This is a genomic window from Clostridium sulfidigenes, assembly GCF_000732635.1.
In the GTDB taxonomy this organism is placed as follows: domain Bacteria; phylum Bacillota; class Clostridia; order Clostridiales; family Clostridiaceae; genus Clostridium_J; species Clostridium_J sulfidigenes.
On sequence record NZ_JPMD01000024.1, the window covers coordinates 36,504 to 57,545 of the forward strand.

The window sequence follows — 21,042 nt, forward strand, 5'->3', positions numbered from 1 at the left end:
TTATTTAAATGTTTAAGCAAGGCCTAGAAATCGAACTAGAGTTGTTATCGTAAAACAAATTACAATACCTGTTATGGTAGGAATTGCAAAGGAAATGGCGGTCCATTTAAAGCTTTGAGTTTCCTTTTTTATAGTTAAACAAGTTGTACTACATGGCCAGTGCATTAAAGAAAATAACATTACATTTAATGCTGTGAGCCATGTCCAGCCATTTGAAGTCAGAAGCTGTCTTAGTTGAATTAGACTATCAAATTCCAATAAACTTCCAGTGGCTGTATAGCTCATAATAATAATAGGAATTACAATTTCATTAGCAGGAAAACCAAGTATAAATGCCATTAATATATAACCATCTAAGCCTATTAAATTGGCGAAGGGATTTAAAAAATTAGCACAATGAGCCAGTAGACTAAAGTTTCCAATTGTAATATTAGCCATTATCCAAAGAACTAATCCAGCAGGTGCTGCTACAACGACTGCTCTACCTAAAACGAATAGAGTTCTATCCAATATAGAGCGGATTATTATTTTACCCACTTGTGGTTTTCTATAAGGGGGAAGTTCTAGAGTAAAGGATGATGGTACTCCTTTAAGTATAGTTTTAGATAGAATTTTGGAAATCATTAAGGTCATAAATACTCCTAATAGGATTACACATGTTAGAATTAATGAAGATATAATAGATTGTGATGGTCCAACAAAAGTGCCAGCAAAGAACATGGTGATTATAGCAATTAAAGTTGGAAAACGTCCATTACAAGGAACAAAATTATTTGTAATAATTGCAATTAGCCTTTCTCGAGGGGAGTCTATAATTCTGCATCCAATTATTCCTGCTGCATTACAGCCAAATCCCATGCACATAGTAAGAGCTTGTTTTCCGCATGCACAGCTTTTTTTAAAGAAGTTATCTAAATTAAAAGCTATTCTAGGTAAATATCCTAAATCTTCAAGAAGTGTGAATAATGGAAAAAAAATAGCCATTGGAGGAAGCATTACAGCAATAACCCAGGCTAAGGTTCTGTAAATTCCTTTTATTAGAACACCTTCTAGCCACCAGGGTGCACCTAAACCTAGTAAAAATACACTAAGTTTATCTTCAATCCAGAAGAGTGCAGTAGATAAAAGGGATGAAGGGTAATTAGCACCTGTAATTGTTATCCAAAAAACAACACATAAAAGTAAAATCATTATAGGTATTCCATATATTTTAGATGTAAGAATTCTATCAATTTTTCTATCAGTAATATTATATTTATAATTCTCTTTTGTAACCACTTTCATGCTGATTTTTTCGGCTTTACTTACTAAAGTAGTTACTAATATATCCCTAAAATGTTCTCCCGTTATGTTATAAGTAGTTAAAAGGTTAGTTGCTTCTAGTAACTTTTCTTTAATTATTTCATTATTAAACATGTTAATATTTAAATATTTATTCAAGGATTGAATTAGACTAGGGTCATTTTCTAATAATTTTAAAGAAATCCATCTAGGGTTAATTTTAGAATCTATATTTTTTAGAGCTATTTTTACTTCTGGTTCTATTAGTGAGATAGAATCTTCTAAAACTTTATCATACTTAATTTTAATAGGATTTATAGGCACTTCATTATTTGTGAGATTATATACTATATCCATTAATTCTTTAAGACCATATCCTGTGGTAGCGCTAGTACCTACAGTAGGAACACCGAGAAGTAAGGAAAGTTTTGTTAAGTCTACATTAATTCCTTTTCTTTTAGCTTCATCTAGTAGGTTTACACATATTACTACATTGTTAGTTATTTCTATAGTTTGAAGTGCTAAGTTTAAGTTTCTTTCTAGACAAGTAGCATCAAGGATAACTATAGTGGCATCAGGATTACCGAAACAGATAAAGTCTCTAGCAACCTCTTCTTCTACAGAATTAGCCATAAGGGAGTAGGTCCCAGGTATATCAACTAGTATAAAGGATTTATCCTTGTGAGTATATCTACCTTGTGCATTGGATACTGTCTTTCCAGGCCAATTTCCAGTGTGTTGGTTAAGTCCAGTTAAGCTATTAAAAATTGTGCTCTTGCCTACATTGGGATTACCAGCTAGAGCAATTATTTTATCTGAGGGGGAAGCACGATCTATATTAAGTTCTTTTTCTAGAGCGCTAACTCCGGTAGATTGATTAGTTAATCCCATTAAAAAACCTCCTATAATAAATTATTGTATTATTTAATCTTATATAATTATGAAAAGTTTAGGGTAAGCATAGATTGTATTACGTAATGTCTAGTAATAGGCTTCAGATGAAGTTACTATTCTATCTGAAGCCTATAATGTTTTACAAATAAGAATAAAACTAATATATTTTTATTCTTATAATGAAATGCTTTAGTAGGCTTACCACATTAAAGTGCTTCAACTAATATGTTAGAAGCATCTTCCTTACGAATTGCTATTACTGCTCCACGAATCAAATAAGCTACAGGATCACCAGAAGGACTTTGATTAAGAACTTCTATTTCTGTATTTGATATAAGTCCAAGATCAAGCATTCTGCGTCTTATAGATCCACTAGAGGTAAGGGTTTTTACTTTGCATTTTTTGCCCATAGATAAATCTGTTAAGGGTAATATTTTAGATGACTCTATATAAACATTTGAATTTTTATTCATACTGTTAATCTCCTTTTAAACTTTTTGTATTTATAATTAATTAAGTAAGTTATAGTACTTCTAATTATTTTTAATTAATCATATATTTAACTAGTTAGAGTAGGGAAAAAATCTTTCCCTACTCTAACATATGATTATTTATATATTCATGATACTATTTTAAAAATACTATTAAAAAATAAAGTAGAAATATTTAATAGTTTTTAATTATTTATATTTTAGTGTTTATAATCTAAATAAATATGTAATAGAAATGGAAGGTCGAAAATTTGTTAAGGAACAAAATATAATTTATAGAATATGGAGGATAAAGTAAGTGGATAAAAAGTTTTATACAGTTAGAGCATATGAGCAGAAGCTATTTGATGATAGATTAATCACTGCATCCATGGAAGATTATGTAGAAATGCTTTATAGATGCACTATGGAGGGTGAGGATTATATAAGACTTAATAAGCTGTCTGCAATGTTAAATGTTAGGGATTCTTCAGCCTCTAAGATGATGCAGAAGCTTGGCAAGTTAGGTTTGATTGATTATGAAAAGTATGGAATTATAAGACTTACTGCTCTTGGTATAAAGGTAGGTAAATATCTTTTATGCAGACATAATACAATAGAAAGATTTTTGAAATTTTTAGGCTCTGATAGTGATATACTCATAGAAACAGAGTTAATTGAGCATGTGATAGGTAGTGATACTGTAGAGAATTTGAATATATTTAATTGCTTTATAGAAGATAATAAAAATATTTTAGATGAGTATAGAACATTTAGAGAAAAGTACTACAAAAATGAAGATATTGAGAAAATATAAAAAGCTACCTAAACGCTATAGCTTTAAGGTAGCTTTGTAAAGTTTATCTAATTATATATTTTAAGATTTAGGAAGTTTAATTATTACCTTGAATAAGTCTCCGTCACATTTCACTTTAAGAGTGCCTTTATGGAGTTCTATAATAGTTTTAGAAATAGCAAGACCTAAACCAGAACCATCTATTGTAGAATTTCTAGATTTATCGCCTCTAACAAATCGTTCAAGAATATCATCTTCATTAAAATCTAAATCATATTTTGATATATTTTTTACTATTATCTCACATTCCTTTTCACATTCTATAACTTCAAGATAAATCCTAGAGTTTTCAAGTGAATATTTTATAGCATTGCATATTAAGTTATCCATAACTCTTGAAATTCTAGCACCATCTAGGTGTAGGTGACAATCTTTAATTGCAATTACTTTAAAGGCAAGATTCTTATTTTCGCCTAAAAAACTTAGTTCTCCTAGGCTCTGATGAATTAGTTCTACAATATCTACATCACTTTTATTTAAAATAATTTGTCCAGAGTTCATTTTTGACATTTCAAATAAGTCTTCAACAAGCTTTTTTAGTTTAGTTGATTTATTGTCTAGAATGGTAACATAATCTTTTATTTCGCTTTTATCAAGGGATTCATCTTTAAGTATATCTACATAATTTACTATAGAAGTTAGTGGAGTTTTTAAATCGTGAGATACATTAGTTATAAGTTCAGTTTTTAACTTCTCACTTCGAATTCCTTCTTCAACTTTCTTGTTATAGCTTACTTTTAAATTGTTTATTTCCATTGCTAAGTTGGATAAATTACCAAGATTTTTAGCATTTATATCTACATCCATATCTCCATCTTCAATTTTTTTAAGATATTTGATTAAGTTATTCTTATTATATATGCTTTCTAAATATCTAACACATGTACTTGCTATAGTAATAAAGAAAGTTGATTTTATAAGAAAACTATTAAGATTCCTGTTGAAGTAAAAAAAGTAATCATTAGAATTAAACACATAGGATAGTGGTAAATATATTACCCAAAATATTAAAAGTCCTAATAGTGTAGTATCGAAAAATAAGTTTCTAAATACATCCTTAATACTTACAAAAAAAATATTAATAGATTTTATTAACCTAAAAATAAGTAGATTGTTAAAATTATTTACATATTCCTTTATTCCAAAGGTTTTAATACAAAAAAAGTGTTTAATTATTATAATTATAAATATGATTAATAAAGGAATAGAAAAATAAAATCTAAGTCTTATTGAGTTTGCCATACTACTATATTTAGCACCACGAATAAAGTAAAGTTCCTCTAATTCAGCATTAGGAGAGGTATATGCACCATTATAGTAACCTTGTGGAGCTGAATAATGGGATAAATTATTAGAACTATAAACTATCACATCATCTTCTTTAGATAACTTTATTAATGCATCTTTAGGTGGAAGTTCATTGAAGGGATAATCTGAAAACCAAGTTCTATTAGAAAACCACCTATTATTAGTTTTATCAATCAGTAAAACTCCAATATCACCAGTAAGAGAAGCTTCTAAGGAGTTTTGTATAACTTTTGCATCTTCATCAGTTTTACAATAGAGAATTTTTGAAAATCCTTCTGTAACACTTAGTAAATTTTCTCTGAAACTGATGACATCATTTTGTAGCATTTCATTCTTAAAAGTTTTTTCGTTAATAATAGCAGTTCCATAAAAACTATATCTATTGGTATAATTATCATAATCATATAGAGTTATTTGAAGAAATTTTGGAAGAACAGTTATACCTATAATAAAAACTATCAGTATTTCAATTAAATTTATATTTTCGTTAGAGGCATTAATCCATTTTTTAATTAATTTTTTTATAGTAGAATTCAAGTTTTAACCCTCCTTTAACTATGATTTTCAATTTTATATCCGACTCCCCAGACAACTTTTATATATTCTGGATCTTTAGAATTAATTTCAATTTTTTCACGCATTCTTCTAATGTGAACAGTTACTGTATTCTCACTATGGTAAAATGGAGCTTTCCATACATTTTCATATATTTCTTTTATAGAAAAAACTTTACCGGTATTAGAAGCTAGTAATAGTAATATTCCATATTCTGTAGCTGTCAGTTTCACAGGTTCACCCCTTAGGGTTACAGATTTTAGGGTTGTATCAATAATTAAGTCTTTAATTACAATTTTATCTTTTAAATTTACATTTTCTATATCAAGAGGTTTTTCATATCTTCTTAATTGAGATTTAACTCTAGCTATAAGTTCAAGATGATTAAAAGGTTTAGTTATATAATCATCAGCACCACTATTTAATCCAATAATCTTATCAAGATTTTCAGATTTAGCAGATAGAATTATTATGGGTATATTTCTATTTTCTCTAATTTTTAAACATGTTTTTATACCATCAAGTTTTGGCATCATTACATCTAATAATATTAAATGAATCTTTTCTTCTTCTAAAATCTGAAGAGCTTCAATTCCATCATAGGCCTTTAACACGTTTAATCCTTCGCGTTTTAAATATATTTCTATAGCATTACATATTTCAACTTCATCATCTACTACTAAAATATTGAAATTTGACATACTATTGAGCACCACCTTTTATTTCTAAACATTTTTATGATTTACAATTAATATTTTACAACATAATTACACAAAAAGTATTAAAACTTTATTACTAATTATAATAACTATACTTTTAACTAAAAAAAAGAATAACTTATAGATAATTTTAACTTAATAAATTATCTATAAGTTATACATTGAAGTTGATACTAAAAAAATAAAAATAAAATCAAATTTATATTTATATAGTGATATTTAACAGTTATATAGCCCAATTACCATCTATAAAAATAGGAGTTTTTGAATCATCAAAGCCAATTCCAGTAATATTTAAATCAGAAGTTCCTATCATGAAGTCAACATGAGTCAAAGAGTCATTGCCGCCTAGAGCTAACACTTCTTCAGTAGTTTTGTTTGATCCATCTTTCACACATAAGTTATATGCTTTACCTAAGGCTAAGTGACATGAAGCATTTTCGTCATATAGAGTGTTAAAGAAAACTATATTGGAATTTGAAATAGGGGAGTTAAATGGAACTAAAGCAACTTCTCCAAGGAAATGAGATCCTTCATCGGTTTCAATTAATGACTTTAAGGACTCATAGCCTTCTTTAGCTTCAAAATCAACAACTCTACCATCTTTAAAGGTGAGAGAGAAGTTATTAATTAGGTTGCCTCCATAGTTTAGAGGTTTTGAGCTAAAGACCTTACCATTAACTCCTGTTTTCTTTGGCATTGAAAAGATCTCCTCTGTAGGCATATTTGCAATAAATTCTATACCCTCTGGAGTGTATTCTGCACCACCTATCCATAGGTGATTATCCACAAGCTCTAAATTTAAGTCTGTACCTAGAGAGTTGGTGTAGTGAAGACATTTAAAGCTTTTCTCATTAAGGTAGTTTATTTTTTCAATTAAATTTTTCTTGTGATACTCCCAAGCTTTAACTGGATTTTCTTGATCCACACGTACTATATTAAATATGTTTTCCCATAGTTTATTTATTGCTTCATCCTCAGAAAGGTTAGGGAATACTTTAGTTGCCCAACCTTTAGTTGGTAGAGCTATTATAGACCAAGAATTTTTATTACTCATAAGTCTTTCGCTAAATTCTCTTGTAGCTATGCTAGAAGATTTTTGTGCAGCTGCAATTTTTTTAGGATCTACATCTTTTAGTAGTTCAGGATTTGATGCACTTATACTTAAAAAGCAAGCTCCTTCTTTAGCATAGGTGAGCATGGATTCTTTCATCCAATCTGGATATGATTCAAAAACATCTATAGGGGAGTTGAGATATTTGAGTTTAGCACATTCTTCATCACTCCAATGAACAACAACTTCTTTTGCACCAATTTTATAGGCCTCATCAACAATCATTCTCGTGAAATTAACGCATTCTACAGGTGATTTTATAACAAGAATTTGATTAGGCTGTACGTTTACACCAATTGATACACTAAGCTTTGCATATTTTCTTAATAACTCATCATTTATTTTCATATACTCAGATCCTCTCTTTAATAATTGCGTAATAATTTAAAATTATTCTAATAAAGTAAATTCTTAATTTATTTTTATTATATATGTAAAATTATTAAATTTCTATATAAAGTTATTTTATACTGTAGGTTTTTATGTTATCCGTATACGAAAAAAATATCATAGATTATAACTAGAAATGATTAAAAAAAATATAATTTCGAAGTATTTACATTTATTTTTCATAGTTATTATAAATCAACAAAAATGAGCATAAAAATAAGTATAACATATTTTAGGAGGATATATGGATAAATTAATTTATTTAAATCATCTTGCAAAAGTATTTTCTAATAATTTCCATCTAGAAATAAATAAGAGTCTAATGAATAAAAGGATAGATATTTATGGAGTTTGGAATATGAAATTTGGAAGAAACTTTATTTCTAGAAATAAAATAATTGATGAATATGAGTGTAATGAACATTGTTTGGTAGTAAGTGAAGATAGAGTTGATGAGAAATTTTTAGATGATTTTATAAATTATCTTAAGAAATGCACGTTAAGTCTAGTTAATCCACACAAGAATCATAAAACTACCTACATAACTGGAATACTTGTGACAAAAAACATAAATGATGAAGATATTATGAGAAAAATTAAAAGATTTAATTATACTAAGAATTATAGAATGAGTTTCTATGGTTGGAGTATTTTAAGGCTTATTGCAGTAGATTTGAATAATGGTAAAATATATCATAATAAAATATCAATAGATATAGTTGACAGTTTATCCTTTGATAAGATTAATATAATTTAATCTATAATGGGCATTTTCTTTGTTTAATATAACTTAGTTAAAAATAAGGTTTATAATTTTATGACCTTGTTTTAAATATAAAGGGGTTTTGATATGAATTCATTAGCTTTATTATTAATTTGCATAGCTATATTTATTGTAGCATATGTGACTTATGGAGCCTTTCTTGCTAAAAAATTTGGGATTGAACCCAAAAGAAAAACTCCAGCACATACACTAAGGGATGATGTAGACTATTGTCCAACAAATTCAAAGGTATTACTAGGACACCATTTTTCATCTATAGCTGGAGCAGGTCCAATCACAGGACCTATCCAAGCAGCTATATTTGGATGGTTACCTGTATTATTGTGGATAATCATAGGAAGTATCTTTATAGGTGGAGTTCATGATTTTGGATCATTAGTTGCATCTGTGAGGCATGATGGGAAAACAATAGGTGAAGTTATTAAAGTAAACATTGGAGAGAAAGGGAAAAAATTATTTAATATATTTGGATGGGTCACAATTGTATTGGTAGTAGCAGCCTTTACAGATATTTGTGCATCTACCTTTGCTTTTGATCCTGCTATTCCAGAAAATTTGATGGGTGCTCAAGCTGGAACAGCATCTATGCTATTTATTATATTAGCAGTAGTTTTTGGATTTAGTGTTTATAAAAAAGGTGCTAAGTTATCAGTAGCTTCAGTAATAGGGATAGTGCTATTATTATTTTGTATTTATATAGGATATATATTTCCAATTATTAAGTTGTCAAAGCTTGGATGGCAAATATTATTACTAATATATATTTTCTTAGCATCTACATTACCTGTTTGGTTATTATTACAACCAAGAGATTATTTATGCTCATTCCTACTATACGGAATCATTATAGGTGCTCTGCTTGGAATAGTAATAAAAAGACCTGCTATGGAATTAGCTGCTTTTAATGGTTTTAATATGGGTGGAAAAACTCTATTCCCATTCTTGTTTGTAACTGTTGCTTGTGGTGCTATTTCAGGTTTCCATTCTCTTGTGAGCTCAAGCACCACATCTAAACAGATTGATAAAGAAGAGCCGGATGCTAAACTTATAGGATATGGTTCTATGTTAATTGAAGGTATAGTAGCTGTTATAGCTCTCATAGCTGTAGGCTATGTAACCAAAGCAGAAGGTACACCTGCTGTTATATTTGCAAATGGTGTTGCTAATTTTATGAGTGGATTCGGAATACCTCAACAAGTAGGTATAGTGTTTGTTACTTTATGCTTTTCAGCTTTTGCTCTTACAAGCTTAGATACAGCTACTAGGATTGGAAGATATATTTTACAAGAGTTATGTGAGGGAAAAGGGGGTAAAAAGAATATTATTAGTAAAAATATGTATATATCAACTGGAATAACTGTTTTATCTTCCTTTGGTTTAATCCTTTATGGATATAATAAGATATGGCCAATATTCGGGTCCGCTAATCAACTTTTAGCAGCTCTTGCACTTTTAGCCATAACAGCATGGCTTACTAAGAGTGGAAAGAAAGCTTTAGTAACAATTATCCCCATGGTATTAATGTTTATTGTAACATTAGCTGCTTTAGGTCTATTAATTAAAGATTATATTTTCTCATCAACTCCGAATTATATATTAGGTATAATTGCACTAATACTATTAATTCTTGCTATAGTTTTAATAATTGAAGCGTATAACACATTAGTACGAAATAAAAATTCAAAGAAAAATGTTAATAAGACTATATTAAAGTAGTTAGCATATTTTATAGAAAATAAAAAGTAATATCTATAATAAAAGAGCCTATTTATAAATTAATTAATAGACTCTTTTGTTATGGTATAATAGAATATTTATTATGTGACGATATAAATATATAATAAAATTTTGTTGTCAAATTACGTAAAGGTTGCATAAGAGTATTTCATATGGAGAATATTTATGTTATAAATAAATATGAATAATGAATTTAATAGGATATATAACGACAAATTACTAACACAATTCATTAATGGAATGAATAAGTTTACAATGGATTTATCCGATGACTATCAGCTCTAATACTCCCACTTTTTAGAGTGGAGTTAAGAGCTGGTACGCCCCTGGATAACGATTTCTAAGCTTCGGAGAAGCTAAGAACTCAGTTAATCCGATGACTATCAGTTCTAATACTCCTTCTTTTTTAGAGTGGAGTTAAGAGCTGTTACGTCCCTGGATAACGATTTCTAAGCTTTGGAGAAGCTAAGAACTCAGTTTATTTAAGGTATAAAAGTTTTCCAAATATAAGGAGGTGAACTTTAGTAAGTACAGTACTTATTAGTACAAACTTCTAAAGTTATTTATGTTTAAGGAACATATAGATGAAAATAAAGAGCAGATTATAAAAGATTTAATAGAATTAGTAAAAATAAGAAGTGTGGCTTCTCATAAAAAGCCTAATATGCCTTTCGGGGAAGAAGTTCACAAGAGTCTTAGGTTTGTGTTAGACAAAGCTAAAGATATGGGATTTAAAAGTCAAAGCTTTTGCGGATACTGTGGTCAAGTAGATGCTGGATGTGGTGATTATACAATTGGTGTTTTATGTCATGTAGATGTGAACGAAGAAGGAGCAGGGTGGACAAAACCCCCATTTTCAGGAGAAATTTATGATGGTAAGATATATGGACGAGGTATTGTAAAGGCAAAGGCACCTTTAATAGCTTGTCTATACGCTATGAAATTCTTAAAAGATGAAGATTTAATTCCAGAAGGAAAAAAAATTAGAATGATTGTGGGGGCGGATAAGGAGACTGGAATAAAAAGCATAAACTATTATAAGGAATATGAAGTAGCTCCAGATATAGGGTTTACTCCAGACGGTGTATTTCCTGTAATATATGGAGAAAAGGGTATAATAAATTTCGATCTTCATATGGAATTTTCAGGTGGCTTTGATGCGCCTATCAATATAGTACAAATAGTTGGAGGACAAAGTATAGATACTGTACCGTCTAAAGTTAGTATTATACTTAGTTGTGAAGATATATTTAAAGATAAAATTGAAACGGAGCTAAAAAAGTTTTCAAAACTTCAAAACATAAAATATGAAACTATAAGTCAAAATAAACTTATGAATATAGAATTTATAGGTAAGGAAGCTGATAGTAACAATCCGGATAAAGGAGTAAATGCAATATCCTATGGACTTAAGTTCCTTGAGAATTTTGAAGAGTTTATTGATAAAAGAGAATTTGTTCATGAATATAATAGATTAATTTCTACTTCATACAATGGAGAAAAAATAAATTGTAAATTACAAGATGAAGATTCTGGTAACTTTACTTTTAATGTGAGCACCATAAATTTAACTAGTGATAGAGTTGATATAAAGGTTAATATCAACTATCCTATATCATATGTATATAGTGATGTATTAGAATTAGTTAAAGATGGTTTTAAGTATTCTTCTCTTAAAATAAAAAATCTAAGTCATCTAAGGTCAGTTTCCTTTTCTAAGGATAGCTTTGTAGTAAAAAAACTTATGAAGGCTTATAGAGAAGTTACTGGTGATGAAGAATCACAGCCTTACGTAAGTTCAAAAGGAACCTATGCAAGAGTCTTGAGTAACCTGGTATCCTTTGGACCTATACTTCCTAGAAATGAGGGGTTAGATTATGCAGTTGATGAGTTTATTACTTTGGATGAATTTATGGATTTAGTAGAAATATATGCTAGGGCTATATATGAACTATTGAAATAAAATTTGAAATTGTTGAAAGAGGTGGAGGATATTAAGAAAAAAAACATACTATTGCTTATAACTATTTTCTGGATTAGTTTTATATTTTATATGTCATCTCAACCAGCGGTGGAATCTTCAAGTTCTAGCTCTAGAATAGTAAATGTTATATTAAGTATTTTTAAATTAGATGAATCTAAGGAAGAAGTATTGACTGTGATAGTTAGGAAGGGAGCTCATTTTACAGAATATTTCATTTTGGGTGGTTTAGTTACCGTTACTTGTGGAGCTTTCAATAAGAAGAAAAATAACTCTTTTATTCTATTATCTTGTGTATTAGTAGCTTTAAGCGATGAGTTCTTGCAGAGTTTTATTGTAGGTAGGAGCTCTGAAGTAAGAGATGTACTAATTGATTTTAGTGGTGTAGTTACATTCTTTATAGTAAACTATATAGCTACCCATATAAAAATAGTGAAAAGAGGACAATTTTATGAATAAGTTTAAATTATACCACATGTTTGTGTACATAGGATGGTTTGCTATTATATATTATTGTATTTTAAAGATATTTAACTTCCGTATAGCCTTTGCAGGGTTCTGGTTAATAGTAGCTATATTGAGTTATATAACTCATTGGATTTTAAAAAATAATCTTTTAGAAAATTCCTGGGGAAAAATATTAACTGCACTTGTTTCTATAGGTCTTATAATTTTTTTTGTATTGGAAGGATTAATTATATATACTGGCACTATTGAGGATAACCGTATTACAGATTATGTTTTAGTATTAGGCGCTGGAATAAATAAGGAACAAATATCTAAATCTTTACGTTTTAGGCTAGATAAAGCTATAGAATATAATAAAATCCATGATAATATACCTATTATAGTTAGTGGGGGCATGGGTAAAGATGAGGATATCACTGAAGCTCTTGCTATGAAGAGATATTTAGTAAGTAATGGAGTAGATGAGAATAATATTATAATGGAAGAAAAGTCTACTAATACCTATGAGAATTTTAAGTTTTCAAAAATAATAATGGAGAATAAAAGTAAAGAAAAGGACAATATAAGTGTTACCTTAATAACCAATAGATTCCACATGTTTAGAGCTAAGTACATAGGAATTAATACGGGATTAAAGATATATTGTTATAGTGCTAAAAATGAAATAGTTACATCATTGAATTTTTATGTAAGAGAAAGTTTTGCTTATATAAAGGAGTTAATTTATCATTATATAAAATAAAGTTAAATAGTACTGTATGTTGATTTTATTATTGATAAATATTAACGTAATTAATTTAATAATATGTATATTAGGATCTATAGGAGGAGATTTATATGTATATAGGAATAGATTTAGGAGGAACTAACGTAGGGATTGGTATTGTAGATAGTGAAAATAAGTTAATATACAAAGATTCAATTCCTACTAAAAGGGAAAATGAATTCAATGACATTATTGAAGATATAATAGCTTTGATTTCTAAGACTATAAATGTTAATAATATACCTAAATCTCATATACAAGGTATAGGAATAGGTATACCTGGAATAGTGGATCCTAAAAGCCAAATCATAATTGATTGTGTAAATCTCAGGTGGAACAATGTAGATATTAAGAGTGCTATTGAGGAGAAATTAAGTATTCCAGTTTTCGTAGGTAATGATGCTACTGTAGCTGGAGTAGCTGAATTGGTAGTTGGAGCTATGAAAGGCTATCATACGGGAGTTTTACTAACCTTAGGAACCGGTATTGGTGGAGGCATAATAATTAATGGACATGTATATGATGGGTTCCACGGAATAGGCTCTGAAATTGGGCATATGATAGTGGGGGAAAATTATTATAATTGCAATTGTGGGAGAAATGGATGTTTAGAAACTTTTTCCTCATCTACAGCTATAATAAAGCATGCAAGAAAACTGATTGAAGAAGGAAATGATTCAGCTATTATCACTGAAGTTAAAGGTAATTTAAATAGTATTGATGGAAAAGTTATATTTGACCAAGCTAAGGCAGGAGACAAGGTAGCTTGTAAAGTAATTGGTAGAATGACAAATTATTTAGCTATAGGAATTATGAATATTATTTCTATAATAGATCCTGAAGTATTTGTCATAGGAGGTGGTTTATCAGCTGCAGGAGAGTATCTTATTTCTATGTTAAGGGAAAAAGTATCTCAAAAAACTTATTATAAAGGTATGGATGTAGGAAAAATTTTATTATCTGACATTGGAAATGATGGTGGTATTATAGGAGCAGCTTCTCTGTGTAAATATAGATAAAAAATATATATTTAATAAAAGCATTTATGGATATAAATAGTATTCCATAGGTGCTTTTAATTTCGTTCACAATTTATTCATAAAATATTTCGAAAAAATCTAAAATTGAATTATATGTATAGCACATATAAAAAAAATATGAAATTTTCAAATAAAGGTTTATTTTTTTTGAAGTTTGTATTATTATATAAATAAAGACGAATAATAAATGTATTATATTATGTAATGTTCGTATATATTAAAGGGGGATACGTTAAATGAATAAAATATTCACCATTTATGTTGAAAAAAAATCAGAATTTAATAAGGATGCACAAGAATTATTAAGAGAAGTTAAAAACTTATTATCAATAAAAAGCATAAATGATATAAGGTTAATAAATAAATATGACATTTGTGGTATTACAAATGAAGAGTTAGAATCAATAAAATATACGGTATTAAGTGAAAAGAATACCGACAATATATATGAGGAAAATATAGATTTAGAAGGAAGTAATTACTTTGTAGTTGAATACCATGAAGGTCAGTATGATCAAAGGGCTGATTCAGCAGCTCAATGTATTCAATTAATTACACAAAAGGAAGTTCCACAAGTTAAGACAGCGAAAGTAATAGCTTTATATGGAGAGGTTACCCAAGAAGAACTTAGAAAAATAAAGAATTATTATATAAATTCTGTAGATTCTAAGGAAAGTTCACTAAAGAAAAAAGAAATTATAATGGAAGAGCAACAATTGCCATCAGAGGTAGAGATAATAGATGGATTTATAAATATGAAAGAAAGTGAATTGCAGGATTTTTTAAAGGAAAGAGGGTTATCTTTAAGTATTGGAGATATAGTTCTTATAAAAGATTACTTTAAAAGAGAAGATAGAAATCCTACAATTACAGAAATTAAAGTATTAGATACTTATTGGTCAGATCACTGTAGACATACTACTTTTCAAAGAGTATTAACAGATGTAGATTTTGAGGAAGGAAAGTATATGGAGCCTGTTAAAAGGGGGTTCGAAGTATATAAGAACTACAGAAGAGAAGTATATAAAGATAGAGAAAAGCCAATAACTTTGATGGATATGGCAGTTATAGCTATGAAGAAGCTAAGAAAAGATGGAAAACTTGAAAAATTAGATCAATCTGAAGAGATAAATGCATGTAGTATAGTTATCGATGTGGATGTCAATGGTAAGCTAGAAAAGTATCTTCTAATGTTTAAAAACGAAACGCATAATCATCCAACAGAAATTGAACCTTTTGGAGGCGCCTCAACTTGTCTTGGAGGAGCTATAAGAGATCCACTATCAGGTAGAAGTTATGTATTTGGAGCTATGAGAATTACTGGTTCTGGAGACCCAAGAAAAGCGATAGAGGAAACTTTAGTAGGGAAGCTTCCACAAAGAAAGATTACGAAGGAAGCAGCAAAAGGATATAGTAGCTATGGAAATCAAATTGGACTTGCTACAGGATATGTAAGAGAAATTTATGATGAAGGGTATGTAGCTAAGAGAATGGAAGTGGGAGCAGTGATTGGAGCAGCTCCTGCAAAAAATGTTATTAGAGAAGTACCAACTCCAGGAGATGTAGTAATATTACTTGGAGGAAGAACAGGAAGAGATGGAATTGGTGGAGCCTCAGGATCATCTAAGGAGCACAATGAAAAATCCATTGACAACTGTAGTTCAGAAGTTCAAAAGGGGAATGCACCTACAGAGAGAAAAATCCAGAGATTATTTAGAAAAAATGAAGTTACAACATTGATAAAGAGATGTAATGATTTTGGCGCTGGTGGAGTTTCAGTAGCAATTGGAGAACTTGCTGATGGAATTAAAATTAACTTAGATAATGTTAAGAAAAAATATGAAGGTTTAGATGGAACTGAATTAGCTATATCAGAGTCACAAGAAAGAATGGCTGTAGTAGTTTCACAAAAAGATGTAAAGAAATTTATAACTCTTTGTGAGGAAGAAAATTTAGAAGCTACAGTAGTGGCAATTGTAACTGAAGAAAAATCCATGATTATTACATGGCAAGGAACAGAAATAGTTAATCTAAAGAGAGATTTCTTAGATACAAACGGTGCTAGTACTTATGGTAAGGTTCAGGTTACTGCACCAAAAGAAGAAGATAACTACTTTCATAAGAAAAATACTAAGTTATCATTAAAGGAAGCTTTTGAAGAATTGTCTAAGGACTTAAATGTGATGTCACAAAGGGGTCTTATGAATATATTTGACTCCACCATAGGAGGAAATACAGTATTAATGCCATATGGTGGAGAAACTCAAAGAACTCAAGTGGATGGGATGGTATTTAAGATACCAGTGGAAAATGGAGAGACTACTACTACAGCTTTAATGGCACATGGTTTTAATCCTAAAATTTCGAAATGGAGTCCCTTCCATGGAGCATTATATGCAGTGGTAGAGAGTGTTACTAAACTAGTAGCTTTAGGTGGAGATATAAATGGAATTTACCTTTCTTTCCAAGAGTATTTTGAAAAGTTAGGAGATGACCCTAAAAAGTGGGGAAAACCATTTGCAGCATTACTTGGAGGACTATATGCACAGCACAATTTAGAAATAGCAGCAATAGGTGGCAAGGATAGTATGTCTGGAACATTTAAAGACCTAAAGGTTCCGCCTACATTAATAAGTTTTGCTGTAACTACAGGAAACATAGACAATACAATAAGTAATGACTTTAAGAAAGTTGGAAGTAAAGTTATAGTTGTAAATGCTCCTATAAAGGAAGATTTTACTCCAGATTTTAAAGTGTTAAATAATAACTATAGATTGGTAAGTGAACTAATAAAATCAAGGAAAATTTTATCAAGTGGAAGTGTAAATTATGGTGGTGCCATAGAAGCTATTTCTAAAATGTGCTTTGGAAATAACATAGGTATTGAGTTAAATGAGAAAGTATCTATGGAGCAGCTTCAAGGATTTGGGTATGGATCTATCATACTAGAAGTTAACCAGAATTTTAATATGGATAATGAAAACATAATTTATCTTGGAGATACAATAGAAGAACATGCAATAGTAAGAGTAAATGAAAAAATTAACTTAAATAAGTTAGCTAGTTCATATGAAGATGGCCTTGAAGAAATTTTCAATAAAAACTACGGAAAAGATAAAATAAATCATCTTGAAATGAAGGACGAAATTTTATTTGATAGAAGCAAAAGAGATGAAAATTTAAAAGTATCACCAATGATTAAGATTGCAAAACCTAAGGTGCTTATTCCGATTTTCCCTGGAACAAACTGTGAATATGATTGTGAGAGGGCTTTCTTAAAAGCAGGAGCATTGGTTGAAACTGTTATATTTAATAATTTATCTCCTGAACATATAGGGCAATCTATATTGAATATGGAGAAAAATATAAAAGAATCTCAAATAATTATGTTACCCGGAGGATTTTCAGCGGGAGATGAGCCAGATGGTTCAGGTAAGTTTATAAATGCCATATTTAGAAATGAAAGAGTTAAAAATGCTGTTATGGAGTTATTAAACAATAGAGATGGTTTGATGCTAGGAATTTGCAATGGATTCCAAGCTCTTATAAAACTAGGACTTGTACCTTATGGAGAAATAAGAGATATTGCTGAAGATAGCCCAACTTTAACCCATAATTTAATTGGAAGTCACCAAAGTACAATGGTAAATACTAAAATAGTGAGTAATAAATCACCATGGCTTAGTGAGTGTAATGAAGGTGAAATTTATAAAGTTCCAATTTCTCATGGTGAAGGAAGATTTGTTGCTAATGAAAATGTGGTAAGAGAATTATTTAAAAATGGTCAGGTTACAACTCAGTATGTAGATAATAGCGGTAATCCAACCTATGATATAAACTTTAATCCAAATGGATCTGTATATGCAATTGAAGGAATCACAAGTATAGATGGAAGAGTATTTGGAAAGATGGCTCATAGCGAGAGAGTAGGAAATGGTGTTATTAAAAATGTATTAGGTGAACATGATATGAAAATCTTCCAGAGTGGAGTTAAGTATTTTAAATAAGATTTGTAGATGTGGAGGAGAACAAAATGAAGGTAGCAATTATATTTGGAAGTAAATCAGACACAGAGGTAATGAGAGGTGCAGCGAAATGCTTAAGAGAATTTAATATCCCTTTCGAAGCTCATGTGTTGTCAGCCCATAGAGTACCAGAAAAATTAACAGAGGTTTTAAAAAAGTTAGAGGAAGAAGGCTGTGAAGCAATTATAGCTGGAGCAGGGTTAGCAGCTCATCTTCCAGGAGTTATAGCTTCAAAAACTATTATACCAGTAATAGGGGTTCCAATAAATGCAGCTATAAATGGCGTGGACTCTCTTTATTCAATAGTACAGATGCCAAAATCAATTCCAGTGGCTACTGTAGGAATAAATAATAGTTATAACGGTGGAATGATGGCAGTACAAATGCTTTCAGTAAAGTACCCAGAAATTAAAGATAAGTTAAAGGAATATAGAAAAAATATGAAAGAAAATTTTATAAAAGAAAATGAAGCGGGGGTAGAATTATAATGGATATGAAAAATTTTATTTATGAAGGAAAAGCAAAGAGAATATTTAAAACTGAAAAGGAAGATGAAGTACTAGTTTACTACAAGGATGATGCAACAGCTTTTAATGGTGAGAAGAAGGCATCAATAGCTTCAAAGGGAATACTAAATAATACTATCAGTTCCATAATCTTTGAAATGTTAAAAGAAAAAGGAATAAAGACTCACTTTGTTGAAAAAATTAGTGATAGAGAACAAATATGTAAGAAGGTAGATATAATTCCACTAGAAGTTATAGTTAGAAATATAGCTGCTGGAAGTATGGCTAAAAGATATGGGGTTGAAGAGGGTACAGAGCTTAAGAATACAGTACTTGAAATTAGTTATAAAAATGATGATTTAGGAGACCCTTTAATGAATGACTATCATGCTATGGCCTTAGGAATAGTTACAAAAGAGGAACTAGATTATATATATGACCAAGCTTCTAAAGTAAATAAAATACTTACTGAATTTTTCTTGAATCAAGATATAAAATTAGTAGATTTTAAATTGGAATTTGGAAAACTTAATGGACAAATATTACTAGCAGATGAAGTTTCTCCAGATACATGTAGATTATGGGATCTTAAAACAGGAGAAAAGCTTGATAAAGATAGATTTAGAAGAGAGCTAGGAGATTTAGTAGAAGGATATACAAAGGTGCTTGAAAGAATTAAGTAATTAATCATTGGCAAGAGTATTATTTAGGAGGAAACAGTAATGGATTTTAAGTTTAAGGCTTCTAGTTACGATGGATATGAGTGTTATGATGAAGATAAATTTCATGATGAGTGTGGGGTATATGGTATATATAGTAAAAAGGATAATTTAGATGTGGCAAAAAGGACATACTATGGTCTTTATGCCCTTCAACATAGAGGTCAAGAAAGCGCAGGAATAGCAACTTTTGATGGAAGCGATATGAATTGCCATAAGGATATGGGTCTTGTATCTGAAATATTTAGTAAGAAAACCCTAAAGGAATTAAAGGGATATGGTGCAATTGGGCATGTAAGATATTCTACAGCAGGCGGAAGTTCATTAAAAAATGCTCAACCACTTATGGGTAAATTTAAGCTAGGAAACATTGCAATAGCTCACAATGGAAATTTAACTAATGCTGATATCATTAAAGAACTGTTAGAAGAATCAGGGTGTATGTTTCAAACATCTACTGATACTGAGGTAATTATAAACCTTATTTCTAGAGGTGCTAAGAAAGGTATACTTCAAAGTGTAATTGATTCTATGCAAGCAATAAAAGGTTCCTTTGCTATTGTAATATTAACTGAAAATGAGTTAATAGGAGTCAGAGACCCTTATGGAATTAGACCACTATGCCTTGGTAAAATAAATGAAAGTTATGTATTAGCATCAGAAAGTTGTGCACTTAATGCTACAGGTGCTGAATTTATAAGAGATGTTGAGCCTGGTGAAGTAGTTGTAATTAATGAAGAAGGTGTAAAATCCATAAAGTTTGGTGAAAAATCTAAGCTTGCCACCTGTTCTTTTGAATATATATATTTTGCAAGACCAGATAGTGTTATAGATGGAATTAGTGTTAATAATTCTAGATATAAAGCAGGAATTAAGCTTTATGAAGTGGCACCTGTGGAAGCTGATATAGTAGTTGGTGTACCAGATTCAGGAATGTCAGCTGCAATGGGATATGCAAAGGCATCAGGTATACCTATAGATATGGCACTTATTAAGAATAAGTACATTGGTAGAACTTTTATAGCCCCAACGCAAGAAGAGAGAGAAGCTTCTGTAAATGTAAAGCTTAATGTGATAAAAGAAAATGTTTTTGGTAAAAGAGTGGTTTTAATAGATGATTCTATAGTACGTGGAACCACAAGTAAGAGATTGGTAACTATGCTTAAGGAAGCTGGGGCTTCAGAAGTTCATTTTAGAGTTTGCTCTCCTATGGTTAAATATCCCTGTTATTATGGTATAGATATACCTTACAGAAGTCAGCTTATAGGTGAGAAAATGAATGAAAAAGAAATAGGTGAAGTTATTGGAGCAGATAGTCTAGTCTATCTTTCAAAAGAAAACTTATTAGAATGTCTTGATAGTGACCATGGATTTTGTTGTGGATGTTTTGATGGAGAGTATCCAATATCAGCACCAGTTAAATTTTAGT

General features: G+C 29.8%; 16 protein-coding genes. 11 read left to right on the top strand and 5 right to left on the bottom strand.

Going from position 1 to position 21,042, the window contains the following annotated elements; translation table 11 throughout:
- Window positions 1–12 precede the first annotated feature (12 nt).
- Together feoB and IO99_RS09820 are read right to left on the bottom strand one after the other, a co-directional pair.
- Window positions 13–2,172, bottom strand: coding sequence for a ferrous iron transport protein B (gene feoB / locus IO99_RS09815; RefSeq protein ID WP_035132900.1), 2,160 nt, complete (start codon window positions 2,170–2,172; stop codon window positions 13–15).
- Window positions 2,173–2,381: 209 nt separating this feature from the next.
- A complete protein-coding gene (locus IO99_RS09820) occupies window positions 2,382–2,648 on the bottom strand; it encodes a FeoA family protein (RefSeq protein ID WP_035132901.1) in 267 nt (88 codons plus the stop codon).
- Window positions 2,649–2,964: 316 nt separating this feature from the next.
- Here IO99_RS09820 and IO99_RS09825 point away from each other — a divergent pair, with 316 nt between their 5' ends.
- On the top strand, window positions 2,965–3,462 hold the full coding sequence (locus IO99_RS09825) for a metal-dependent transcriptional regulator (protein WP_035132902.1): 498 nt from the start codon (window positions 2,965–2,967) through the stop codon (window positions 3,460–3,462).
- A 60-nt stretch (window positions 3,463–3,522) separates the two neighbouring features.
- On the opposite strand, the gene IO99_RS18395 is transcribed toward IO99_RS09825, so the two are convergent.
- The 3 genes from IO99_RS18395 to IO99_RS09840 form a co-directional block, all read right to left on the bottom strand.
- A complete protein-coding gene (locus tag IO99_RS18395; protein WP_051824037.1) occupies window positions 3,523–5,346 on the bottom strand; it encodes a sensor histidine kinase in 1,824 nt (607 codons plus the stop codon).
- 14 nt (window positions 5,347–5,360) lie between these two features.
- On the bottom strand, window positions 5,361–6,065 hold the full coding sequence (locus IO99_RS09835; protein ID WP_035132903.1) for a response regulator transcription factor: 705 nt from the start codon (window positions 6,063–6,065) through the stop codon (window positions 5,361–5,363).
- A gap of 244 nt (window positions 6,066–6,309) precedes the next feature.
- The gene (locus tag IO99_RS09840) at window positions 6,310–7,545 is read right to left on the bottom strand and encodes an aminopeptidase (protein ID WP_035132905.1); all 1,236 of its coding nucleotides are present in this window, start codon (window positions 7,543–7,545) and stop codon (window positions 6,310–6,312) included.
- Between the two features lie 286 nt (window positions 7,546–7,831).
- Here IO99_RS09840 and IO99_RS09845 point away from each other — a divergent pair, with 286 nt between their 5' ends.
- From IO99_RS09845 to purF, 10 genes are all read left to right on the top strand, one after another.
- Window positions 7,832–8,344: a DUF8052 family protein gene (locus tag IO99_RS09845; RefSeq protein ID WP_035132907.1), complete on the top strand. Its 513-nt coding sequence runs from the start codon at window positions 7,832–7,834 to the stop codon at window positions 8,342–8,344.
- Between the two features lie 93 nt (window positions 8,345–8,437).
- Window positions 8,438–10,087 (top strand): carbon starvation CstA family protein, encoded by a 1,650-nt coding sequence (locus IO99_RS09850; protein WP_035132909.1) that lies wholly within the window; start codon window positions 8,438–8,440, stop codon window positions 10,085–10,087.
- 586 nt (window positions 10,088–10,673) lie between these two features.
- The gene (locus IO99_RS09855; RefSeq protein ID WP_035132911.1) at window positions 10,674–12,071 is read left to right on the top strand and encodes a Sapep family Mn(2+)-dependent dipeptidase; all 1,398 of its coding nucleotides are present in this window, start codon (window positions 10,674–10,676) and stop codon (window positions 12,069–12,071) included.
- Window positions 12,072–12,074: 3 nt separating this feature from the next.
- Window positions 12,075–12,548, top strand: a complete 474-nt coding sequence (locus IO99_RS09860; RefSeq protein WP_198028579.1) for a VanZ family protein — start codon at window positions 12,075–12,077, stop codon at window positions 12,546–12,548.
- Window positions 12,541–13,299: a YdcF family protein gene (locus tag IO99_RS09865; protein ID WP_051824039.1), complete on the top strand. Its 759-nt coding sequence runs from the start codon at window positions 12,541–12,543 to the stop codon at window positions 13,297–13,299. Before IO99_RS09860 ends, IO99_RS09865 begins: the two co-directional genes overlap by 8 nt.
- 95 nt (window positions 13,300–13,394) lie before the next feature.
- Window positions 13,395–14,342, top strand: a complete 948-nt coding sequence (locus tag IO99_RS09870) for an ROK family protein (protein WP_035132913.1) — start codon at window positions 13,395–13,397, stop codon at window positions 14,340–14,342.
- 257 nt (window positions 14,343–14,599) lie between these two features.
- The gene (locus IO99_RS09875; protein WP_035132916.1) at window positions 14,600–18,370 is read left to right on the top strand and encodes a phosphoribosylformylglycinamidine synthase; all 3,771 of its coding nucleotides are present in this window, start codon (window positions 14,600–14,602) and stop codon (window positions 18,368–18,370) included.
- Between the two features lie 26 nt (window positions 18,371–18,396).
- Window positions 18,397–18,876, top strand: a complete 480-nt coding sequence (gene purE, locus IO99_RS09880; protein ID WP_035132918.1) for a 5-(carboxyamino)imidazole ribonucleotide mutase — start codon at window positions 18,397–18,399, stop codon at window positions 18,874–18,876.
- On the top strand, window positions 18,876–19,577 hold the full coding sequence (purC, locus tag IO99_RS09885) for a phosphoribosylaminoimidazolesuccinocarboxamide synthase (RefSeq protein ID WP_035132920.1): 702 nt from the start codon (window positions 18,876–18,878) through the stop codon (window positions 19,575–19,577). The genes purE and purC overlap by 1 nt, the downstream gene beginning before the upstream one ends.
- A gap of 39 nt (window positions 19,578–19,616) precedes the next feature.
- Window positions 19,617–21,041, top strand: coding sequence for an amidophosphoribosyltransferase (gene purF / locus IO99_RS09890; RefSeq protein ID WP_035132922.1), 1,425 nt, complete (start codon window positions 19,617–19,619; stop codon window positions 21,039–21,041).
- The last annotated feature ends 1 nt before the right edge of the window (window position 21,042 follow it).